Annotated in this window: 19 protein-coding genes and 1 other RNA gene; 13 read left to right on the top strand and 7 right to left on the bottom strand. The window is 64.1% G+C overall.

The features are described from left to right. Positions 1 to 165: 165 nt before the first annotated feature. From VSR68_RS21305 to trxA, 5 genes are all read right to left on the bottom strand, one after another. Positions 166 to 1,002, bottom strand: coding sequence for a M90 family metallopeptidase (locus VSR68_RS21305; RefSeq protein ID WP_342941725.1), 837 nt, complete (start codon positions 1,000 to 1,002; stop codon positions 166 to 168). Positions 1,003 to 1,053: 51 nt separating this feature from the next. After that, positions 1,054 to 2,610: an MFS transporter gene (locus VSR68_RS21300; RefSeq protein WP_342941724.1), complete on the bottom strand. Its 1,557-nt coding sequence runs from the start codon at positions 2,608 to 2,610 to the stop codon at positions 1,054 to 1,056. Then, positions 2,607 to 3,113: a MerR family transcriptional regulator gene (locus VSR68_RS21295; RefSeq protein WP_342941723.1), complete on the bottom strand. Its 507-nt coding sequence runs from the start codon at positions 3,111 to 3,113 to the stop codon at positions 2,607 to 2,609. The genes VSR68_RS21300 and VSR68_RS21295 overlap by 4 nt, the downstream gene beginning before the upstream one ends. Positions 3,114 to 3,271: 158 nt before the next feature. Beyond that, entirely contained in the window at positions 3,272 to 4,534 is a 1,263-nt protein-coding gene (gene rho, locus VSR68_RS21290) for a transcription termination factor Rho (RefSeq protein WP_012400357.1), read from the bottom strand. A 277-nt stretch (positions 4,535 to 4,811) separates the two neighbouring features. After that, on the bottom strand, positions 4,812 to 5,138 hold the full coding sequence (trxA, locus tag VSR68_RS21285) for a thioredoxin TrxA (RefSeq protein WP_007586494.1): 327 nt from the start codon (positions 5,136 to 5,138) through the stop codon (positions 4,812 to 4,814). A 455-nt stretch (positions 5,139 to 5,593) separates the two neighbouring features. On the opposite strand from trxA, the gene ffs reads away from it, so the two are divergent. The 8 genes from ffs (at position 5,594) to VSR68_RS21245 (ending at position 13,597) form a co-directional block, all read left to right on the top strand. After that, positions 5,594 to 5,692, top strand: an RNA gene (gene ffs, locus VSR68_RS21280) — signal recognition particle sRNA small type. Positions 5,693 to 5,874: 182 nt separating this feature from the next. Then, positions 5,875 to 8,253 (top strand): DNA polymerase III subunit gamma/tau, encoded by a 2,379-nt coding sequence (dnaX, locus tag VSR68_RS21275; RefSeq protein WP_342941722.1) that lies wholly within the window; start codon positions 5,875 to 5,877, stop codon positions 8,251 to 8,253. Positions 8,254 to 8,315: 62 nt separating this feature from the next. After that, positions 8,316 to 8,642, top strand: a complete 327-nt coding sequence (locus VSR68_RS21270; protein WP_006048866.1) for a YbaB/EbfC family nucleoid-associated protein — start codon at positions 8,316 to 8,318, stop codon at positions 8,640 to 8,642. Between the two features lie 91 nt (positions 8,643 to 8,733). Further along, positions 8,734 to 9,330 (top strand): recombination mediator RecR, encoded by a 597-nt coding sequence (recR, locus tag VSR68_RS21265; protein ID WP_342934621.1) that lies wholly within the window; start codon positions 8,734 to 8,736, stop codon positions 9,328 to 9,330. 84 nt (positions 9,331 to 9,414) lie between these two features. Continuing rightward, positions 9,415 to 10,656: a CaiB/BaiF CoA-transferase family protein gene (locus tag VSR68_RS21260; RefSeq protein ID WP_342941721.1), complete on the top strand. Its 1,242-nt coding sequence runs from the start codon at positions 9,415 to 9,417 to the stop codon at positions 10,654 to 10,656. 119 nt (positions 10,657 to 10,775) lie between these two features. Beyond that, on the top strand, positions 10,776 to 11,813 hold the full coding sequence (locus tag VSR68_RS21255) for an ABC transporter substrate-binding protein (protein WP_342941720.1): 1,038 nt from the start codon (positions 10,776 to 10,778) through the stop codon (positions 11,811 to 11,813). A gap of 133 nt (positions 11,814 to 11,946) precedes the next feature. Continuing rightward, the gene (locus tag VSR68_RS21250) at positions 11,947 to 12,771 is read left to right on the top strand and encodes an ABC transporter ATP-binding protein (RefSeq protein WP_342941719.1); all 825 of its coding nucleotides are present in this window, start codon (positions 11,947 to 11,949) and stop codon (positions 12,769 to 12,771) included. 1 nt (position 12,772) lies between these two features. Beyond that, positions 12,773 to 13,597 (top strand): ABC transporter permease, encoded by an 825-nt coding sequence (locus VSR68_RS21245; RefSeq protein ID WP_152759829.1) that lies wholly within the window; start codon positions 12,773 to 12,775, stop codon positions 13,595 to 13,597. Positions 13,598 to 13,684: 87 nt separating this feature from the next. Here the strand turns inward: VSR68_RS21245 and VSR68_RS21240 are convergent, their stop codons facing one another. Continuing rightward, complete coding sequence (locus VSR68_RS21240) at positions 13,685 to 14,659, bottom strand: NADPH:quinone oxidoreductase family protein (protein ID WP_342941718.1); 975 nt, start codon at positions 14,657 to 14,659, stop codon at positions 13,685 to 13,687. Between the two features lie 284 nt (positions 14,660 to 14,943). Here VSR68_RS21240 and surE point away from each other — a divergent pair, with 284 nt between their 5' ends. The 5 genes from surE (at position 14,944) to VSR68_RS21215 (ending at position 19,912) form a co-directional block, all read left to right on the top strand. Continuing rightward, on the top strand, positions 14,944 to 15,702 hold the full coding sequence (gene surE, locus VSR68_RS21235; RefSeq protein WP_342941717.1) for a 5'/3'-nucleotidase SurE: 759 nt from the start codon (positions 14,944 to 14,946) through the stop codon (positions 15,700 to 15,702). Then, positions 15,699 to 16,787 carry a protein-L-isoaspartate(D-aspartate) O-methyltransferase gene (locus VSR68_RS21230; protein WP_342941716.1) on the top strand — a complete coding sequence of 363 codons (1,089 nt, stop codon included), beginning with the start codon at positions 15,699 to 15,701 and terminating at the stop codon, positions 16,785 to 16,787. Before surE ends, VSR68_RS21230 begins: the two co-directional genes overlap by 4 nt. Before the next feature lie 5 nt (positions 16,788 to 16,792). Further along, the gene (locus VSR68_RS21225; protein WP_342941715.1) at positions 16,793 to 17,725 is read left to right on the top strand and encodes a peptidoglycan DD-metalloendopeptidase family protein; all 933 of its coding nucleotides are present in this window, start codon (positions 16,793 to 16,795) and stop codon (positions 17,723 to 17,725) included. Positions 17,726 to 17,746: 21 nt separating this feature from the next. Continuing rightward, on the top strand, positions 17,747 to 18,841 hold the full coding sequence (gene rpoS, locus VSR68_RS21220) for an RNA polymerase sigma factor RpoS (RefSeq protein ID WP_342941714.1): 1,095 nt from the start codon (positions 17,747 to 17,749) through the stop codon (positions 18,839 to 18,841). Positions 18,842 to 19,135: 294 nt separating this feature from the next. Continuing rightward, complete coding sequence (locus VSR68_RS21215; protein ID WP_342941713.1) at positions 19,136 to 19,912, top strand: 3'-5' exonuclease; 777 nt, start codon at positions 19,136 to 19,138, stop codon at positions 19,910 to 19,912. 64 nt (positions 19,913 to 19,976) lie between these two features. Here VSR68_RS21215 and VSR68_RS21210 read toward each other — a convergent pair whose 3' ends face one another. Then, the gene (locus tag VSR68_RS21210; RefSeq protein WP_342941712.1) at positions 19,977 to 20,840 is read right to left on the bottom strand and encodes an endonuclease/exonuclease/phosphatase family protein; all 864 of its coding nucleotides are present in this window, start codon (positions 20,838 to 20,840) and stop codon (positions 19,977 to 19,979) included. Between the last annotated feature and the right edge of the window lie 76 nt (positions 20,841 to 20,916).

Raw genomic sequence — 20,916 nt, 5'->3', positions numbered from 1 at the left:
ATCTGGCGGTAGCCAACCCGGGAGCCGGAGAATTCCGCAACCGCGAGCCACTTGCCTAAGGTCGAAAAACGGCGATTATGCCAGAAAATCAGTCGTTTGACGAGGTTCGTGGAGGTTTTTTCGCAAGCTTCGGCGGCTGCGCGCTTGCCCGCTTCTTGCCATGCGCTACGCGTCCGTTTGTTCGAGCGCGCCTGTATGCGCCGGGTCTTGCCGGTAGTAGCGCGCGAGCAGCCGGTAAAGCTCCGGATACTCCGCCTCGAACTCGCGCGGCTTCACGAACAGCGCCTCGCTGCACACGGCAAAAAATTCCGACGGATGGTCGGTGGCGTAAGGGTCGATCAGCGATTCGCGTTCGAAGCGCGCCCAGCGCCGCTCCGGTACGGCATCCACTTTTGCGCAGAACTGGTCGTATGCATGGTCGAACACATCCGCCCACTGCGCGGAATCGAGCGGCGCGTGCAGCTTGCGAAAAAGGGGCGGGTGGCCGTCGGCCTCTCCCGTCACCATGTCGATCTTGTGCGCGAACTCGTGAATCACGACGTTGTACGCATCCGAGCCGTCCGTCATCTGCGCGTCTTCCCATGACAGGATCACGGGCCCGCCTTCCCACGCTTCGCCGCTCGCATCGTGCTCGACTTCATGGACGACGCCGTCCTCGTCCTCGACGGTCTTGCGGATCACGAACTCGCCCGGATAGACGATCACGCCGACCCAGCCGCGATACAGTTCGAGCCCGAGATTCAGCACGGGCAAGCAAGCCTGCACGGCGATCGCGACGGTGATCTGATCCGTCAGCTCGAGATCGTGCGCGGTCGAAAACTCCTTTTGCGCGATGAAGAGACTCGTCATGTCGCGCAGGCGCGCGAGATCGGCGGCGCCGAGACGCGTGAGGAACGGCAGGCCGTCGAGCGTCGCCTGCCAGAGCGCGTCGTCGATCGCGTGGGTGCGCAGCGCGCGGTCGCGGCGGCGCGTGCCGAGCCATTGGGTGAATTTCGAAAGCATCGCGCGGTTGCCTCGCAGTTGCCCGTTTTCGTTAGCGTTACCGATACGAATCTAGTCGATCTGCTTTTGCCATGCCGCGAAAATGCCGCCGCATACGGCCACGCCGATCAGAAAGTAAAACCCGTCGAGCGACGCGAGGAAGCTCGCCTGTTGCGCGACTATCCGGCTCACCTCGACGACGGCCAGCGCATGCGCGTCGGCGGCGGAGCGGCCCGCCGCAGCGAAGCCGTGCATGAGCGCCGAAATCGTGTTTTCGAAAGCCGGATTGTACGGACTCGCGAACTCGGCGAGCCGCGACTGATGCAGCGCCTGACGATGCTGCTCGACGATGATCACCGACGCCGTCGCGAATGAAATCGTCAGTTGCCTGACGATGTTCTTCAGCCGGTAGCCGTGCGAGAACTCCTCGATAGCGAAGATTCTAAACGTCAGGTTCGCGACGGGCAGCACGATGAAGAGCAGCAGCAAGCCGCGCAGCAGAAGCGGCACGATCAACGCGGCTTCTCCGACGGCGGGCGACATGCGCGTCATCCACGCGGCCGCGAACGCCGCGACCGCGAAACCGGGCACGATGATCCATTTCTTGCGCGGCAGCAGTTTCGCGTAGCGCAGATACGCGAAGAGGGCTGTCGCCGAAATCAACGACGTGACGCCGACCAGCTGGCCCGTGTTCTCGACGGGATAGCCGAGGCCGGCTTCGAGAAAGCGCGAGATCAGATAGCTGAACGCCGTCGATTCGTAGTAGTAGAACATGTATAGCACGAGCCCGACCTGGAAGGTCTTTTCGCGCAGCGCATGCAGCCGCACGAGCGGTGACGGATGATGCCATTGATGCCAGACGAACCACGCAAGCGCCGCGATGCCCGCCGCCGTCAGAATGAGCAGATTCGGCGATGTGCTGAAGAGCTGAAAGCGCACCTGCTGCATCACGATCTGCAGCGCGCCTTGCGCGAACGCGAAGATGATGTATGGCCAGAAGTGGGCCGCGCCGCGCTCTTCAGGCGCGCGGCCGCCGGAGTCGGGCAGCGCGAGCATCGCGAGTACGGCGAACAGCACGCCGAGCGGCGCGGTGCAGGCAAAGAGCGCGCGCCACGTGAAATGCGCGACCAGCTGTCCGCCGACGAGCGGCGCGAGCGCGCTGCTCAGCACGATCAGGATCAGAAAGGCGCGCGTTGCAGCCGGCCGCCGCTGCGGCGTGAAGCTCAACTGGATGAGGATGCGGCACGTGCCCATCATCGGGCCGATGAAATAGCCCTGAAAGCCGCGCGCGAACAGCAGGCCGAACGACGTGTCGCACAGCGCGGCCGCGACGGCGCCCGCCGCATAGAGCAGCATGCAGCCCGCCACGTAGCGACGGTAGCCGACGCGGTCGACCCACCATTGCTGCTGCAGGATGCCGAGCACGGCCGCGACGGCATACGCGCTCGACGACCACACCAGTTCGTCCGGCGATGCATTGACGCCGCCTGCGATGTAGCTGGCGAAGAACGAAAAGATCGCGTTGTCGAAGTAGTCGAGGCCGGTGACGACGGCCAGCACCCACGGGAAAAAATCGCCGCGCAGTTTCTCCGCGCTGAATATCTGCGCGTGCGGCACACCTGCGTTCATGCTTTCGTGCCCTTGCTCCCGGCACGTTTGCTGGCGGCTGCGGCGCGACGCTGCTGGATCAGTTCATCGGCGCTTTCGCCGGCGAGACGCCGCTCGACGTAATTCAGATCGTCGGCGAGCTCGGACTTGAGCTTCTGCACTTCTTTCAGCTCGCGCCGCACGGATTCGATGCGCGCGTCGAGCGATTCGATCTGTTGCGCCAGGCCGTCGCGAATCTGCTGCAGCGAGTTCATCGAGTAGCGGTTGCGTCCGCCTTCCGCCGTTTCGAGCGGGCGTTTCAGCATTTCCGTGATGCCCGCCAGCGAGAAGCCCAGCGCGCGCAGACGCAGGATGCGCGAAAACCGTTCGAGGTCGTCCTCGTCGTACAGGCGATAGCGGCCTTCGCTGCGGCTGGGCGTGACGAGGCCGCGTTCCTCGTAGTACTTGAGCGTGCGCGGCGTGACGTTCAGACGATCGGCGGCGTCGCGCACGGTCAGCAGAGTGAGGGAGTCGTCATTCGGCATGGCGATGCTTCACATGTCGGTCGTGATGCGGGCATTATAGATCAACGTGTACGTTCACGTACATGATTGCGCGCGATCACGGGACATATGGACGAAAAAAAACGCCTGCGCGATGGCAGGCGTTTTCTTGTTCGAAAGTTCGAAGCGCTGGGCGGCGATCAGCCGCCGCGGCGCATCATGTCGAAGAACTCGGCGTTGTTCTTCGTCTGGCGGATCTTGTCGAGCAGGAATTCCATCGCTTCGACTTCGTCCATGTCGTGGATGAACTTGCGCAGCACCCAGATCTTTTGCAGGATCTCGGGCTTGATCAGCAGTTCTTCGCGACGCGTGCCGGACTTGTTCAGGTTGATCGACGGATAGACGCGCTTTTCCGCGAGACGGCGCTCGAGGTGCACTTCCATGTTGCCCGTGCCCTTGAACTCTTCGTAGATCACGTCGTCCATGCGGCTGCCCGTTTCGATCAGCGCGGTGCCGATGATGGTCAGCGAGCCGCCTTCCTCGATGTTGCGCGCCGCGCCGAAGAAGCGCTTCGGACGCTGCAACGCATTCGCATCGACACCGCCCGTCAGCACCTTGCCCGAAGCGGGGACGACCGTGTTGTACGCGCGCGCGAGACGCGTGATCGAGTCGAGCAGGATCACGACGTCGTTCTTCATTTCGACGAGGCGCTTCGCTTTTTCGATCACCATTTCGGCGACCTGCACGTGACGCGCGGCCGGTTCGTCGAACGTCGACGCGATCACTTCGCCCGCGACCGAGCGCTGCATTTCCGTCACTTCTTCCGGGCGCTCGTCGATGAGCAGCACGAACAGGATGACGTCGGGGTGGTTCTGCTTGATCGCGTGCGCGATGTGCTGAAGCATCACCGTCTTGCCCGACTTCGGCGACGCGACGAGCAGGCCGCGCTGGCCCTTGCCGATGGGCGCGATCATGTCGATGATGCGGCCCGTGACGTTTTCTTCGCCGCGCATCTCACGTTCGAGCAGCAACACCTTGTTCGGGTGCAGCGGCGTCAGGTTCTCGAACATGATCTTGTGCTTCGAGGCCTCGGGCGGCTGGCCGTTGACCTTGTCGACCTTCACCAGCGCGAAATACCGCTCGCCGTCCTTCGGCGTGCGGACTTCGCCTTCGATGGTGTCGCCCGTATGCAGGTTGAAGCGGCGGATCTGCGACGGGCTGATGTAGATGTCATCCGTGCTTGCGAGATACGAGGTTTCCGGCGAGCGCAGGAAGCCAAAGCCGTCAGGCAGCACTTCGAGCGTGCCGTCACCGAAGATCGTTTCGCCTGTTTTGGCGCGTTTTTTTAGAATGGCGAACATCAGTTCCTGCTTGCGCAGGCGGTTCGCACTTTCGATCTCGAGACCATTGGCCATCTCGATCAATTGGGACACGTGTAGCGTCTTAAGCTCGGATAAATGCATACGGAGAACCCGCAGAGAAGGTGCGACCTGAAATGAAATCTGGGAGGAGAAGTGAGCGGAACCGCTCAAGGACTTACTCGTCTTTTAGACGTTTTATGGATTCTAGCATAGCACACGCCAATTCCAGCCTGCGCGGCTGGTTAGACTTGACGCATGATTCTTGTTGTCGCTGGACAACAAGAATCATGCGGCTCGCTCGATGCATCAACTCACTGCAAGTTTTGCGAGCCGGGTGGCGCGCATGCAATGCATGCGTGCCGTGTCCGCGTGTAGCCGATTAAAGATTGCCGTCGAGGAACGCGGTAAGTTGCGACTTCGACAATGCGCCGACCTTCTGCGCGGCAACTGCGCCGTTCTTGAACAGGATCAGCGTGGGGATGCCGCGCACGCCGAACTTGACGGGCGTGGACTGATGCTCGTCGACGTTGATCTTGGCGATCTGCAGGCGATCAGCGTAGTCCTTCGCAACTTCGTCGAGGATCGGCGCGATCATCTTGCACGGACCGCACCATTCCGCCCAGAAGTCGAGCAGCACGGGTTTATCGGATTTGACGACGTCCTGTTCGAACGATGCGTCGCTGATATGCTTGATGTGTTCGCTCATTGTGTGAATACCTCTTTCGGTTCGAGGCCTGCTTTGATTGCCCGCCACGATACAACAAAACCAGAAAACTTTCCGTTCGCTTTGCCACAGGACAAACCATGAAAGCCGACGCGCGAAGCACTGTGGGGACAGTTTCGGGAAGGCGACCTGGCTTGGCTTTGCGGGTCACTTGAACGTCAGTTTAGCCTAAATTGCTATGCGTTGCCCGCCGTGATAGTGCGCGTTCCGACAATAGGGTTTCGTACCGCGCGCGTCAGCACCGGCGAGGCTTCGGCGTATATCCCGAATGCCTCGCGCGCGCGTCGTGCACGCTGCAACCCGTCGTGACAAACCCTGGCTGGAGATCGTGCGCGCGAACACAAGAGGCGTGGCGCGCCGAAGTCGCCGTCCCGTTGCGGCGGCTTTTGTCCCGATGCCTCTCGCGCAGCGCAGCAAGCGATGTTAGAATACGACGTGACGGGCCTCCTCGCATGGAGGGGCGGTCAACCTGGTCAGGTCGGGAACGAAGCAGCCACAGCCGTTTTCCGCCAGTGCCGAGGGTCGGGCTCGTCACCTTCCTTTCTTCCCTTCTGTTTCATTTTCCCCCGGTAATTCTCGTCATCTGCGTTGGTCGAAGCGCGGCATGTTCTGGCGCTTGCATCGTGAAATTCGATGAACCGTCAGAGCGTTGTCACGCCTTGCGTGAGCGCGCGATCGATTCGTCTTTTCGCGTCAGCGTTGCTGATACAATTTCCGGATGACCTATCAAGTTCTCGCACGCAAATGGCGGCCGAAGGATTTCGCTTCGCTCGTCGGACAGGAGCACGTGGTGCGCGCGCTCACGCACGCGCTCGACGGTGGCCGTCTGCACCACGCCTATCTGTTTACGGGCACGCGCGGCGTCGGCAAGACGACGCTCTCGCGTATCTTCGCGAAGGCGCTCAATTGTGAAACGGGCGTGACGGCCACGCCGTGCGGCGTCTGCCGTGCGTGCCGCGAGATCGACGAAGGGCGCTTCGTCGATTACGTCGAGATGGATGCGGCGAGCAACCGTGGCGTCGACGAAATGGCCGCGCTGCTGGAACGCGCCGTGTATGCGCCCGTCGATGCGCGCTTCAAGGTCTACATGATCGACGAAGTGCACATGCTCACGAACCACGCGTTCAACGCGATGTTGAAGACGCTGGAAGAGCCGCCGCCGCACGTCAAATTCATTCTCGCGACGACCGACCCGCAGAAGATTCCCGTCACGGTGCTCTCGCGCTGTCTTCAGTTCAACCTGAAGCAGATGCCGGCGGGACATATCGTGTCGCATCTCGAGCGCATCCTCGGCGAGGAGAACATTGCACACGAAGCGCAGGCGTTGCGGCTGCTCGCGAGAGCCGCAGATGGCTCGATGCGCGATGCGCTGTCGCTGACCGATCAGGCGATCGCGTACTCGGCCAACCAGGTCACTGAGGAAGCCGTGCGCGGCATGCTCGGCGCGCTCGATCAGAGCTATCTGATTCGTCTCCTCGATGCGCTCGTCGCGGGCGACGGCGCCGCGGTTCTGTCCGTCGCCGACGAGATGGCGTTGCGCAGCCTGTCGTTCTCGACCGCGCTGCAAGACCTCGCGGGCCTTTTGCACAAGATCGCGTGGGCGCAGTTCGCGCCGTCGTCGGTGCTGGAAGAGTGGCCGGAGGCCGCCGACCTGCGCCGTTTCGCCGATGCGCTGAGTCCCGAGCAGGTTCAACTGTTCTATCAGATCGCGACGATCGGCCGAAGCGAGCTGGGCCTCGCGCCCGATGAATACGCCGGCTTCACGATGACGCTGCTGCGAATGCTCGCGTTCGAGCCGGCGCCGAATGGCGGCGGCGGTGGCGTGACGCCGGCGGGACGCTCGACGGTTCCGGCTGCGGCCGGATCGAAGCGCGCGGGCGCGCCTGTCGCGGCGGCTCCGGTGCGCGCGGCACAGGCTCATCCAATCGAGACGCCGGCCGCTGCGCCGAAGCCCGAATCCGTGCCCGCTCAGCCGAAAGCAGTCAGCGAAGCACCTGAAATCGCGGCAACCGTAACAGTCGATGACGGCGCGACACCGAAGGTGTCCGACGCCGGTCCTAAGGCCGTTGACGAAGCATCTGCCGGATCGAACGCTCCGGAAGCTTTGCCAACTGACCCCGCCGCATCGGACGACAACCCGCCCGCACAAACCGCAGCCGCAGCCGCCCCGCAACGGCAGCCCGAAGCCGCGACGCGCCGCGCGGGCGGCGCGAGCGCCGCACTCGACGTGCTGCGCAACGCGGGCATGAAAGTACCGACCGATCGCGGCGCTTCGGCCCGTTCGGCGTCGGCTGCGCCCGCCGCGGCCGCGTCTCCCGCGCCGACCGCGAAGCCCGCCGCGCCGCGCGTCGCCGTTCGCGTGCCGACGCCCGATCCGGCCCGCCGCGCCGCCGCCGCAGCCGCCGCGCAGCAGGAGGCCCCCGCGCGCGCGCAGCCGTCGCGTGGCGCGCAGCAGCAGGGCGGCGCGTCCGTTCCGCCGTGGGAAGACATTCCCCCTGACGACTACATTCCCGCTTCGTCGGACGATGCGTTCTTCGCGCCCTCCGACGACAACTTCATTCCCGTGTTCGACAGCGGCCCCGACGACGTGGTCGTCGCGCGAGGCAGTGCGTCTGCCGCGGCGCCCGCAGCCGCGCTTGTCGTCGACATTCGCACGCTGCCGCCTGCCGTGCCGCTCGGCGCGATCGGTTTCGACGGCGACTGGCCGGCGCTCGCCGTCACGCTGCCGCTCAAGGGCATCTCGTATCAGCTCGCGTTCAACAGCGAGCTGATGGCCGTCGAGGGCAAGACGCTGAAGCTCAACGTCGCCGTCCAGCTCTACGCCGAGCCCGCGCAGATCGCAAAGCTGAAAGCGGCGCTCGCCGAACGGCTCGGCAGCGAGATCGACGTGCAGGTGGAAGTCGGTCCCGTGCAGCGCACGGCCGCGGTGCTCGATGCGATCGAACGCGCGCAGCGTCAACGGGACGCCGAGCGCGAAATCGGCGCCGATCCGTTCGTGCAATCTCTGATCCGCGAGTTCGGCGCGAGCATCGTGCCGGGCTCGGTGCGTCCCCTCACGCCGGGCGCCGACGGCGGCCACAACGCCGCCAGCCACTGATTCCCGCGCGCGCCGGATGAACGCGCGTCAACCGGAATTCACCATTACGAAGGAGCAAGTCCATGATGAAAGGTCAACTCGCCGGGCTGATGAAGCAAGCCCAGCAGATGCAAGAGAACATGAAGAAGATGCAGGAGCAACTCGCGCAAATCGAAGTCGAGGGGCAGTCGGGCGCGGGCCTCGTCAAGGTGACGATGACCTGCAAGAACGACGTGCGCCGCGTGTCGATCGATCCGAGCCTGCTCGCCGACGACAAGGACATGCTCGAAGATCTCGTGGCGGCTGCGTTCAACGACGCCGTGCGCAAGGCGGAAGCCACCGCGCAGGAGAAGATGGGCGGCATGACCTCGGGCCTGCCGTTGCCGCCGGGCTTCAAGCTGCCGTTCTGATCGCACGGGGAGTTCGCACGCGGGCATCGGGCGCTCCGCCCGCAGCCCGTGCGCGACTCGCCGAACCCACCATCGACGCCGCCGTTCCAGCATGAAACAACCTTCCGCCTTGTCGGCGCTCGTCGAAGCGCTGCGCGTTCTGCCCGGCGTCGGGCCGAAGTCTGCGCAACGCATGGCGTATCACCTGATGCAGCACGATCGCGACGGCGCCGAAAAGCTTGGCCGCTCGCTACTGTTCGCGACTGAGCATCTGCAGCACTGCGAGAAGTGCAACACGTTCACGGAAGCGCAGATCTGCGAAGTCTGCAGCGATACCGAACGCGACCCGACGCTGCTGTGCGTCGTCGAAACACCCGCCGATCAGATCATGCTCGAACAGACGATGACCTGGCGCGGGCTCTATTTCGTGCTGATGGGACGCCTGAGTCCGCTCGACGGCATCGGTCCGAAGGAAATCCATTTCGACCGGCTCGTCAAGCGCGCGACGGATGGCGTCGTCAAGGAAGTGGTGCTCGCAACCAACTTCACCAACGAAGGCGAGGCGACCGCGCATTACCTCGGGCAAACGCTGAAGGCGCGGGGCCTGTCGGTGACGCGTCTCGCGCGCGGTGTCCCCGTCGGCGGCGAGCTCGAGTATGTCGATGCGGGCACCATCGCGCGCGCGATGCTCGACAGGCGATCGATGTAGCAGCTAATCAGCCAACGCGCATCGAACGCGTCGTGCACGGATGCATCGGCCGCGTCTGGCAAGTACAAGAAGATCGGGAGACACATGAGCACATCGACTGCAACGCCAGAGCAACAACACAAAGGACCATCCCAGGGCCCGCTCGCGGGCGTCAAGGTGCTCGAACTCGGCACGCTGATCGCCGGGCCGTTCGCCGCGCGCTTTCTCGGCGAGTTCGGCGCGGACGTGATCAAGATCGAAGACCCGAAGGGCGGCGATCCGCTGCGCAAATGGCGCAAGCTCTATCCCGAAGTGGGCGGCACGTCGCTGTGGTGGGCCGTGCAGGCGCGCAACAAGAAGTCGGTGACGATCAATCTCAAGTCCGACGAAGGCAAGGAAATCGTCCGCAAGCTCGCGAAAGAAGCGGATATCGTCGTCGAGAATTTCCGGCCGGGGCTGCTCGAAAAACTCGGGCTCGGCTATGACGTGCTGTCGAAGGACAACCCCGGTCTCGTGATGGTGCGCCTGTCCGGCTACGGGCAGACGGGGCCGTATCGCGACCGTCCGGGCTTCGGCGCGATCGCGGAATCGATGGGTGGCCTGCGTCATATCACCGGGTATCCGGATCTGCCGCCGCCGCGCATCGGCATTTCGATCGGCGATTCGATCGCGGCGCTGCATGGCGTGATCGGCGCGCTGATGGCGCTGCATCACCGCCAGGTGAACGGTGGCAAAGGGCAGGTCGTCGATGTCGCGCTGTACGAAGCCGTCTTCAACATGATGGAAAGCGTCGTGCCCGAATACGGCGTCTATGGCATGGTGCGCGAGCGCACGGGCGCTTCGCTGCCGGGCATCGTGCCGTCGAACACCTATCCGTGCCGCGACGGCAGCATCGTGATCGGCGGCAACAGCGATCCGATTTTCAGGCGGCTGATGATCGCGATCGGCCGCGACGACCTCGCGAACGATCCCGCGCTCGCGCACAACGACGGCCGGGTGCCGCGCACGCAGGAGATCGACGGCGCGATCGCGGCGTGGCTCGCGAATCGCACGATCGACGAGGCGCTCGACGTGCTGAACGCGGCCGACGTGCCCGTGGGCCGCATCTACAGCGTCGCGGATATGTTCACCGATCCGCAATACGCAGCGCGCCAGATGATCCAGAGCTTCAAATGGCAGGACGGCCGCGACATCACGCTGCCAAACGTTACGCCCAAACTCTCCGAAACGCCCGGCGAAACGCGCTGGCTCGGGCCCGAACTGGGTGAACATACGGATGAAGTTCTGCAATCGCTGGGTTATGATGCGGACCACATCGCAAGGTTGCACGCGCAACAGATCGTGTGAGCGGGGAACAGGCCAGCGCGTGAAAGCGTGCGCGAAGTGCGCACAAGGCGCGCAGAAAACGCGCCGACCGACCGGCCAGCCGGCGACAGAACAACGACAGAAGAAACGGAGACAGGACCATGCAACGAAGAAGCTTTCTCGCAGGCACCGCAGCGCTCGCGGGCGCATCGCTCGTCGGCTCGCCGCTCGCATTCGGGCAAGGCAAGCTGGAGACGTCGAAAGTCGCGATCGCCGTCGGCGGCAAGAATCTTTTCTACTATCTGCCCCTGACGATTGCCGAGCGTCGTAATTTCTTCAAGGACGAAGGGCTCGAAGTCGAGATCTCCGACTTCGCGGGCGGCTCGCAAGCGTTGAAGGCGGCCGTCGGCGGCAGCGCCGATGTCGTCTCCGGCGCGTTCGAGCACACGCTGCTGCTGCAGGCGAAAAACCAGTACTTCCGCGAATTCGTGCTGCAAGGGCGCGCGCCGCAGATCGTGCTCGCCGTGTCGAAGAAGACGATGGCGAACTACAAGTCGATCGCGGACCTGAACGGCAAGAAGATCGGCGTGACGGCGCCGGGTTCGTCGACGTCGATCATGGCGGGCTTCGTGCTCGCGAAAGCCGGGCTGACCGCGAAAGACGTGTCGTTCATCGGCGTCGGCGCGGGCGCGGGTGCAATCGCCGCGCTGCAATCGGGGCAGATCGACGCGCTCGCCAATCTCGATCCGGTGATGACGAAGCTCGAACGCTCGGGCGAGATTCGCGTCGTGTCCGACACGCGCACGCTCAACGATACGCATACGGTGTTCGGCGGCAACATGCCCGCCGGTTGCCTCTACGCGTCGCAAGCGTTCATCAGCAAGAATCCGAACACGACACAGGCGCTCGCCAACGCGATGGTCCGCGCGCTGAAGTGGCTGCAGACGGCGACGGGCACCGAGCTGATCAACACAGTGCCCGAGTCGTACCTGCTCGGCGACCGCGCGCTGTATCTCGATTCGTGGCAGCACGTGAAAGAGGCGATATCGCCCGACGGCCTGATGCCCGCCGACGGCCCCGCGACGTCGCTCAAGACGTTGCAGGCTTTCGACGACACCGTGAAGGGCAAGCCGATCGATCTGTCGAAGGCCTGGACGAACGACTTCGTGAAGAAGGCCCTCACGACGGTCAAGGCGTAACGAACCAACGCAAGGACAAGGGCAAGGGCAACGCAAGGACAACGACGAGCGCTTGCGTCGCGCTCGCCTTCACGCCGTCACATCCTTGTCCAAAACCTCGAACCATCAAAGCATCGAAGAAGCGAGCCGAACGATGACCGTTGCCGCCTTGGCGCTCGAAAACATCACCTGCACGTTTGCGTCGCGCGAGAATCGCGCCCAGCGATATACCGCTGTCAGGGACACGACCTTGCGCATCGCGCCGGGCGAATTCGTATCGGTCGTCGGGCCGACGGGCTGCGGCAAGTCGACGTTGCTGAACGTCGGCGCGGGGCTGCTGGAGCCGTCGTCGGGCGCGGTGACGGTGTTCGGCGAGAAGCTATCGGGCATCAACCGGCGCGCGGGCTACATGTTCCAGGCCGATGCGCTGATGCCGTGGCGCTCGGCGCTCGACAACGTGACGGCAGGCCTGTCGTTCCATGACGTGCCGCGCGCGGAAGCCCGCGCGCGTGCCGACGAGTGGCTCAAGCGCGTCGGCCTCGGCGGCTTCGGGGACCGTTATCCGCATCAGTTGTCGGGCGGCATGCGAAAGCGGGTTGCGATGGCGCAGACGCTGATCCTCGATCCCGACATCATCCTGATGGACGAGCCGTTCTCCGCGCTCGACATCCAGACGCGCCAGCTGATGGAAAACGAGCTGCTCGATCTGTGGGCCGCGAAGCGCAAGGCCGTGCTGTTCATCACGCACGATCTCGACGAAGCGATCGCGATGTCGGATCGCGTCGTCGTGCTGTCGGCGGGACCGGGCACGCGTCCCATCGGCGAATTCACGATCGATCTGCCGCGTCCGCGCGACGTCGCCGAAGTGCGCTCGCACCCGCGATTCGTCGAACTGCACGCGCAGATCTGGAGCGTGCTGCGCGATGAAGTACTGAAGGGTTATCAGCAGCAGCTGACGGCTGTGCAGGAGAGCAACTGAGATGTGGAAAGTCTTGCGCCCGAACCGCGCGAACCTCGTGATCTGGCAGTGGCTGCTGCTCGTGCTGTCCTTCGTGCTCTGGTACGTGCTGACGAGCCCGACGCTGTTGCCCGCGTTCTATTTCGACGACCCGAACAAGGCCGCGTTCTTCTTTGGCGAGCCGCAGAAAGTGCTCGTGCGGATCTGGGAGTGGTTCGCGTCCGGCGAGATCTATCTGCATCTGTGGATCACGCTGATCGAGACAGTGCTCGCGTTTGCGCTCGGCACCGTGCTGGGGCTCGGCGTCGGCCTGTGGCTCGCGCTGTCGCCGCTCGCGAGCGCGCTGTTCGATCCGTACATCAAGGCAGCGAACTCGATGCCGCGCGTGATTCTCGCGCCGATCTTCGGCGTGTGGTTCGGCCTCGGCATCTGGTCGAAGGTCGCGCTCGGCGTGACGCTGGTGTTCTTCATCGTGTTCTTCAACGTGTATCAGGGCGTGAAGGAAGTGAGCCCCGTCGTGCTCGCGAACGCGCGCATGCTCGGCGCGAACCGCAAGCAGCTATTGCGCGCCGTCTATCTGCCGAGCGCGATGAGCTGGGTGTTTTCGAGCCTGCATACATCGGTCGGGCTCGCGTTCGTCGGCTCGGTGGTCGGCGAGTACCTGGGCTCGGCGCGCGGCGTCGGCTATCTGATTCTCCAAGCCGAGGGCACGTTCGATATCAACACCGTGTTCGCCGGCATTCTCGTGCTGACGGCCTTCGCGCTGATACTCGATGCGATCGTCGGCATGCTGGAGCGGCGCCTGATGAAATGGCAGCCGAAGAGCGGCGAGACGGAGAAGATCTGATCGCCGGTGTATCGAAAGAAGAACGGCGCGTGGCCTGCAAGGGTCACGCGCCGTTTGTCGTTTTGTCGCTCGGCAGCCCGTTCGTGCTTACGGCGTGATCACGATCTTGCCGAGCACGCGCCGCTGCGCCATGTCGTTGAGCGCGCGCGGCGTGTCTTCGAGCGGATAGCGCGCCGACACGAGCGGCTTGAGCTTTCCCTCGCGAATCCAGCCGATCATCTCCTGGAACGCGGCTGCGTTGCGCTGCGGTTCGCGGCGCGCGAAATCGCCCCAGAACACACCGACGATGCTCGCGCCTTTCAGCAAAGCGAGATTGAGCGGCAGCTTCGGAATCTCGCCGTTCGCAAAGCCGACGACGAGATAGCGCCCACGCCAGCCGATGCTGCGAAATGCCGGTTCCGCATAACTGCCGCCGACAGGGTCATAGATCACGTCGGGACCTTTGCCGTCCGTAAGCGCATTGATGCGCTCGCGCAGGTCTTCCGTCGCGTAGTTGATGGTCGCGTCCGCGCCGTGCGTGACACAGGTCGCGAGCTTCTCGTCGCTGGATGCTGCCGCGATCACGCGCGCGCCGAGCACCTTGCCGATCTCGACGGCCGCGAGTCCGACGCCGCCCGCTGCACCCAGCACGAGCATCGTTTCGCCCGCTTTCAACGCCGCGCGATCGACGACGGCATGATGCGACGTGCCGTATGCGAGCGTGAAGACGGCGGCCGTCTCCATGTCGGCGTCGTCGGGCAGCGGCACGCATGCGCTGGCATCGGCGAGCGCCTGCTCGGCGAAGCCGCCTTGCTGCGTATAAGCGACCACCCGCATGCCCGGCTTGAACTGCGCGACGCCTTCGCCGACTACGCGCACGATGCCCGCGACTTCCGCGCCGGGCGTGAAGGGCAGGGGCGGCTTGAACTGATACTTGTTCTGGATGATCAGCACGTCGGGAAAATTGACGCTCGCGGCTTTCACGTCGATCACGATCTGGCCGGCTTGCGGCTGAAGATCGGGCAATTCCTCGATGCTGAGTGTCTCGGGCGGACCATAGTGGTTGCAGCGGATTGCGCGCATCGTGTCTCCAGTCGATAAGTGTTCATTGCAAGCTTGACGGGTTCATGAGCGTGCTGTCGATCAGCATGCTCGCGGCGATCTTCACGCCTGTTCAGGCAGCAGGCGTCGACAGCAAAACGTCGGCAGCAAAAACGAACCCTCGCAGCGAAGCAGTGTAAATCAAGCGCGAACGACCGTGCGCTTCCATCGTGTCGCGAAGCCCATGAAGCCATGTGTTCAGACATAGGCATGCGGCGGGCCAGCGTGTCGTTCGCGTGCCTTGTTTCCTCGGTTACAATCGGCGCATGCGAATCCTACTCAGCAATGACGACGGTTATCTGGCGCCCGGCCTTGCCGCGCTTTACGAAGCGCTGAAGCCGCTCGCCGATGTCACCGTGATGGCACCCGAACAGAATTGCAGCGGCGCGTCGAACTCGCTGACGCTCTCGCGCCCGCTGTCGGTGCTGCGCTCGTCCAACGGCTTTTACTACGTGAACGGCACGCCGACGGATTCCGTCCACATCGCGCTGACGGGCATGCTCGACCATACGCCGGACCTCGTCGTATCGGGCATCAACAACGGCCAGAACATGGGCGAGGACACGCTGTATTCGGGCACGGTCGCGGCCGCGACGGAAGGCATCATGTTCGGCGTGCCCGCGATCGCGTTTTCGCTCGTCGACAAAGACTGGGTTCACCTCGAAGACGCGACGCGCGTCGCCGCTGAAATCGTCGCGCACTATCTCGAACGTCCGCTGCCGGGCCATCCGTTGCTGAACGTCAACATACCGAACCTGCCTTACGAGCAGTTGCGCGACTGGCGCATCACGCGTCTCGGCAAGCGACATCCGTCGCAGCCGGTGATCCGGCAGACCAATCCGCGCGGCGAGCCCATCTACTGGATCGGTCCGTCGGGCGGCGCGCGCGATGCCAGCGAAGGCACCGACTTCCATGCAGTCGCGAACGGCCTCGTGTCGATTACGCCGCTGCAACTCGATCTGACCGATACGGCCATGCTGCCCGCGGCGTGCGACTGGGTACGCGACGGGAGCGGCACTTCATGACCGGCGAGCGCGCAAAGCGCTTCCCGCTTGGACTCGAAGACCTGGTGCGCGAGCCGCGCCGGGCCGACGTGCGCGCGGGCGACGCACGCGGCGCGAAGACACCCGTCAAGCCGCCGGCATCGAACGCGAACTCGCAGGCGGGACGCGCGCGCAGCGGCGTGAGCGGCACGGCGGGCGTGAAGTCGCCGGCGGGGGCGAAGGGCGTTGCCGGCGTGCTCAATCCGGCCGCGAAGAACGCGAACGCCGGCGCATCCGCGCGCACGTCTTCGATTGCAAAAAACGCGGCGGGAATCGTCAATACAAAGAGCGCGAAGAGCATAACCGGCACGACCGGCACGACCGCGATCCGCAACGACGGCGCGCGCAACCAGTTGCCGCGTCCAGTGACGACATCGTCCGATCGCACGGGCGCGCCGAACGTCGCGCTCAGCAGCGCGCTGACGCTGACCTCCGAACGCGTGCGCGAGCGGATGGTCGAACGGCTGCGTGCAAACGGCGTGTCGGACTCGCGCGTGCTCAATGCAATGGCGATGGTGCCGCGCCACATGTTCGTGGACCCGGGCCTTGCCACGCAGGCGTATGAAGATGCGGCGCTGCCCATTGGCCATCACCAGACGATCTCGAAGCCATCCGTGGTCGCGCGGATGATCGAGCTGGCCGCGCAGGGCCGCACGCTCGCGAACGTGCTCGAAATAGGCACCGGCTGCGGCTACCAGGCAGCCGTGCTGAGCCAGGTCGCGCGCGACGTGTATTCGATTGAACGCATCAAACCGCTTTACGAGCGCGCGAAGACGAACCTGCGCCCGCTGCGCATCCCGAACATCCGTTTGCATTACGGCGACGGACGCGTCGGTTTGCCGTCGGCGGCGCCGTTCGATGCGATCGTGATCGCGGCGGCGGGACTCGATGTGCCGCAGGCGCTGCTCGAGCAGCTCGCCATCGGCGCGCGGCTCGTGGCGCCAGTCGGATCGCAGGACGGACAGTCGCAGGTGCTCACGCTCGTCGAGCGCACGGGGCCCGCGCAATGGCGCGAATCGCGGCTTGATCGCGTTTTCTTTGTCCCCTTAAAATCCGGAGTGATTTGAACCTGATGAGTATGTTTCGCGCGATGCAAAGAACCAGCCAGAATGTCCCGTTGACCATCGCTCAGCGCAGCGTTTGCGTGGCCATGCTTTCCGTGTTGGCGGCATGTGCCACGCGCCTCGATCAGGCGCCCGTCGTCGATCGCTCCGGCACCCTCGGCACCGTCACGCAAGCGGGCGGTGCGCCCGGCGCGCAGCCCGCCGCGCCGGTCGGTCCGCCGCCTCCGGGCTATTACCGAGTGAAGCCGGGCGACACGTTGTATAGGATCGCGCTCGAAAACGGTCAAAACTATCGCGATATCGCCACGTGGAACAACCTGACGAACCCGAACCAGATCGAGGTCGACCAGTTGCTGCGCGTGGCGCCGCCGGGCGCGAACGGTGCGCCTGTCGTGCCGGGTGTCGCGACGGCGCCGATCGGCGGTGGTGCAGTGCAGAGCGCGCCGCTGAACGGCGCGCCGCAGGCCGCGCAGCCGAACCAGCCGCCGCTCTTCGGTGCGACGCCGGGCGCATCGGGCACGCAGGCGACGACGATCCCGCCGCAGGCTGGCAGCGATACGACGGCGTCGAATGGAAACGTGGCGTTTGCGTGGCCGGTTCGCGGGCCGCTGCTCAACGGCTTTGATGATTCGAAGAACAAAGGCGTGAACATCGGGGGCTCGGCGGGCGAACCGGTAAAGGCTTCCGCTGATGGACGGGTGGTTTATGCAGGAAATGGGCTGCGCGGTTACGGCAATCTCATTATCATCAAACATGACGCAACGTATCTCACAGCGTATGCACATAATCGTGCTTTGATGGTAAAAGAGGGTGACGCGGTAACCAAAGGTCAGAAGATCGCCGAAATGGGCAATAGTGATTCGGACCGCGTGATGTTGCATTTCGAAGTTCGCCGCCAGGGTAAGCCTGTTGACCCATTGAAGTATTTGCCGCCGCAATAAGCCAAGCGAAGCGATACGACCATGCCGAAATCGAAGCGCCGCACACCGCAAGCAGAGACTGAGTCACTCAGCCGTGCCACGCATGTTTCGGTGGACGACGCTGGCGCTTCCGAAGTCGACGACGAAGCGGTCGACGATCTCGAAAGCGCCAATGATCCCGACGAGCGCGCATCGGGTTCCGACGAAGAATCCGAGTCGCGCGAAGGCGCAAACGATTCCCCTCCCGACGCCGACGATTTCCGCGCGCTGCTGCAAGCCGAGCTTACGGCCGACACGATCCAGCATTACCTGAACCGGATCAGCGTGAAGCCGCTGCTCACCGTCGAGGAAGAGCAGCGTTACTCGCGTCTTGCGAAAGCGGGGGAGTTCGAAGCGCGTCAGGTGATGATCGAGCGCAATCTCCGGCTGGTGGTCAGCATCGCGAAGGGTTATCTGAATCGCGGTGTGCCGCTGCTCGATCTGATCGAAGAGGGCAACCTCGGCCTGATGCATGCAATCGAAAAGTTCGATCCGACGCGCGGCTTTCGCTTCTCGACTTACGCGACGTGGTGGATCCGCCAGAGCATCGAGCGCGCGATCATGAATCAGGCGCGCACGGTGCGGCTGCCCGTGCACGTGATCCGCGAACTGAATCAGGTGCTGCGCGCGAAGCGCCACCTCGAAAAGAATTCGATGAACTCGGGCGAAGCGGCCGACCGCCGCGACGCGAGCATCGACGATATCGCGTACCTGACGGGCAAGACGACGGACGAAGTGACCGACATCCTCGCGCTGAACGAGCATACGGCGTCGCTCGACGCGCCGCTCGATCTCGATCCCGCGAGCAGCCTGCTCGATCTGCTGTCGGACGATCAGAGCCAGTCGCCGGACGCGGAAGTGCAGCATCGCGAGCTCGAAACGCTGACACGTGCGTGGCTCGCGCGACTGTCGGACAAGCATCGACATGTGATCGAGCGCCGCTTCGGCCTCAATCACATCGAGCCGGCCACACTCGAAGAACTCGCCGACGAGATGGGCCTCACGCGGGAGCGTGTGCGCCAGATCCAGCAAGAGGCGCTCGTGCGGCTGAAGCGCTTCTTCGCCTCCAATGGCGTGCGTAAGGACGCCGTTCTTTAGGGCGCGCTTGCAGATGAAACGTACATGCGTTGCCCCGTAAAGGGCCGCTCGCAAGGATGTATTCGCAAGGAGCGTGATGCTGCGAGCGGCCCTTTACGGGGCAACCCTAGCCTATAAATTCATTCCAGGGGAACACCCGAAACCGGCGGCATGGCGGCGTCGCGCGTCGGTTGTTTGGCCCGGCCAAACGGCGGTCCTTGCTTCTTGCACTGCGCCCCGAAGGAAGTCCCCTTGGGGGCCGCCGGTTTCGGGCGTCCGTATGCACGTCTCACCTGCAAACAATACCCTCAACAAATGACTCCAATTCTGGTTTTCGACATCGAGACGATTCCCGATGTCACCGGCATTCGCCGGCTTGAAAGTCTTCCCGCCACGATGTCCGACGAAGAAGTCGCCGAGCATGCTTTCGCGGCGCGGCGCGAGAAAACGGGCGGCGATTTCCTGCCGCATCATCTGCAGCGCGTCGCGGCGATTTCATGCGTGTTCCGCGACAACAACGGCTTTCGCGTGCGCTCGCTCGGCACGCCCGAAGACGGCGAAGCCGCGCTCGTGCAGTCGTTCTTCCGGACCATCGAGAAGTACACGCCGCAGCTCGTGTCGTGGAACGGCGGCGGCTTCGATCTGCCCGTGCTGCACTACCGCGCGCTCGTCAACGGCATTCGTGCGAACCGCTACTGGGATCTCGGCGAAGACGACCGCGACTTCAAGTGGAACAACTACATCAGCCGCTATCACTCGCGTCACACCGATCTGATGGATGTGCTCGCGATGTATCAGGCGCGCGCGAACGCGCCGCTCGATGCGCTCGCGAAGCTGTGCGGCTTTCCCGGCAAGCTGGGGATGGACGGCGGCCAGGTGTGGCACGCGTTCCGCGCGGGCCGCATCGATGAGATCCGCAACTACTGTGAGACGGACGTCGTCAACACGTATCTGCTGTACTGCCGTTTCCAGTTGATGCGCGGCGGCTTCTCGCCCGAAGAGTACGCGGATGAAATCGCGTTCGTAAAAAACGCGCTCGCGCAGGAGGCCGCGCCGCATTGGGCCGAGTATCTGGCTGCGTTCGAGAACTGATCGCTGCATGCGCTCGCGCACGCGCCGCGGATGAGGCGCGCGCGCCGCGTGCATGCAGGGCAGGTCAATCCATCTCTAGCACGATCGGCTGATGATCGGATGCGCGGGTCGCGCCGTCGATCTCGCAACTGCGCAGCCGCGTGCGCAGGTCTTCCGTGACGAACACGAAATCGCACGTGAGCGGCCCGTCCGACCACTGCGCCTTGTCGTAGACGCCCGCCGTCATCGGCGGAGTCTGGTTGGGGTGCAGCGCAGTCCATGCGTCGACGAACGACGGGCTGCCGTCGAGCGGCTCCAGCATGCGCCTGTACGCTTCGCTGTCGTAGGCGCTGTTGAAATCACCGCAGACGATCGCGCTGACAGGCCGCCCCGTATCGGCGAAAGGCCCGATCGCGTTTTCGGCGGGCGCGGGGTGCCTGGCATGCCCGGCCGCTTCCTGCTGCATCGCGCGCAGACGGTTCACCTGCGCGAGCCGTTGCTTGAGCGAATAGAACTCCAGATGCGTGACGATCACGCGCAGCGGCCCGTTGGGCGCGCGCAAGACGGCTTCGAGCGCGACGCGCTGCATCGACGGCGCTTCCGGGTCGGCGGGCCACGGCAGCGAATGACGGATCACGCGCTCGACGGGCAGACGCGTCGCGAGCGCGTTGCCGAACTGCCGGCGCGGCGCGGCGGGCGCGTCGAGCTTGAGCGGCGCCAGATCGGCGCCGATCGCGCCGAGCACCGTGTAGCCGGGCAGCAGGTCGGCCAGCTCGGCGAACTGGTCGTCGCCCGGATGGCCCGCCAGCACCGAAAAGCCGCGCGTGACTTCCTGCATGCACAGCACGTCGAAATCGGCGAGCCGCCGTGCTTCGTCGATCGTGCGCGACAGGTTCACGTCCCCGTGCGCACTGCGTCCCCACTGGACGTTCCAGCTGATCAGTCGCATCGTCAAATCTCCGTCGGTGTTTGTCGTTCGTCTACAATCTCATGTTTGGTCCCGCCGATTTTTCATTTCGGGTCCC

It is taken from the genome of Paraburkholderia phymatum, from assembly GCF_038900715.1.
GTDB lineage: Bacteria > Pseudomonadota > Gammaproteobacteria > Burkholderiales > Burkholderiaceae > Paraburkholderia > Paraburkholderia phymatum_A.
Note: the sequence above shows the minus strand (reverse complement) of the source record. Positions and strands in the feature narration are given on the sequence as shown.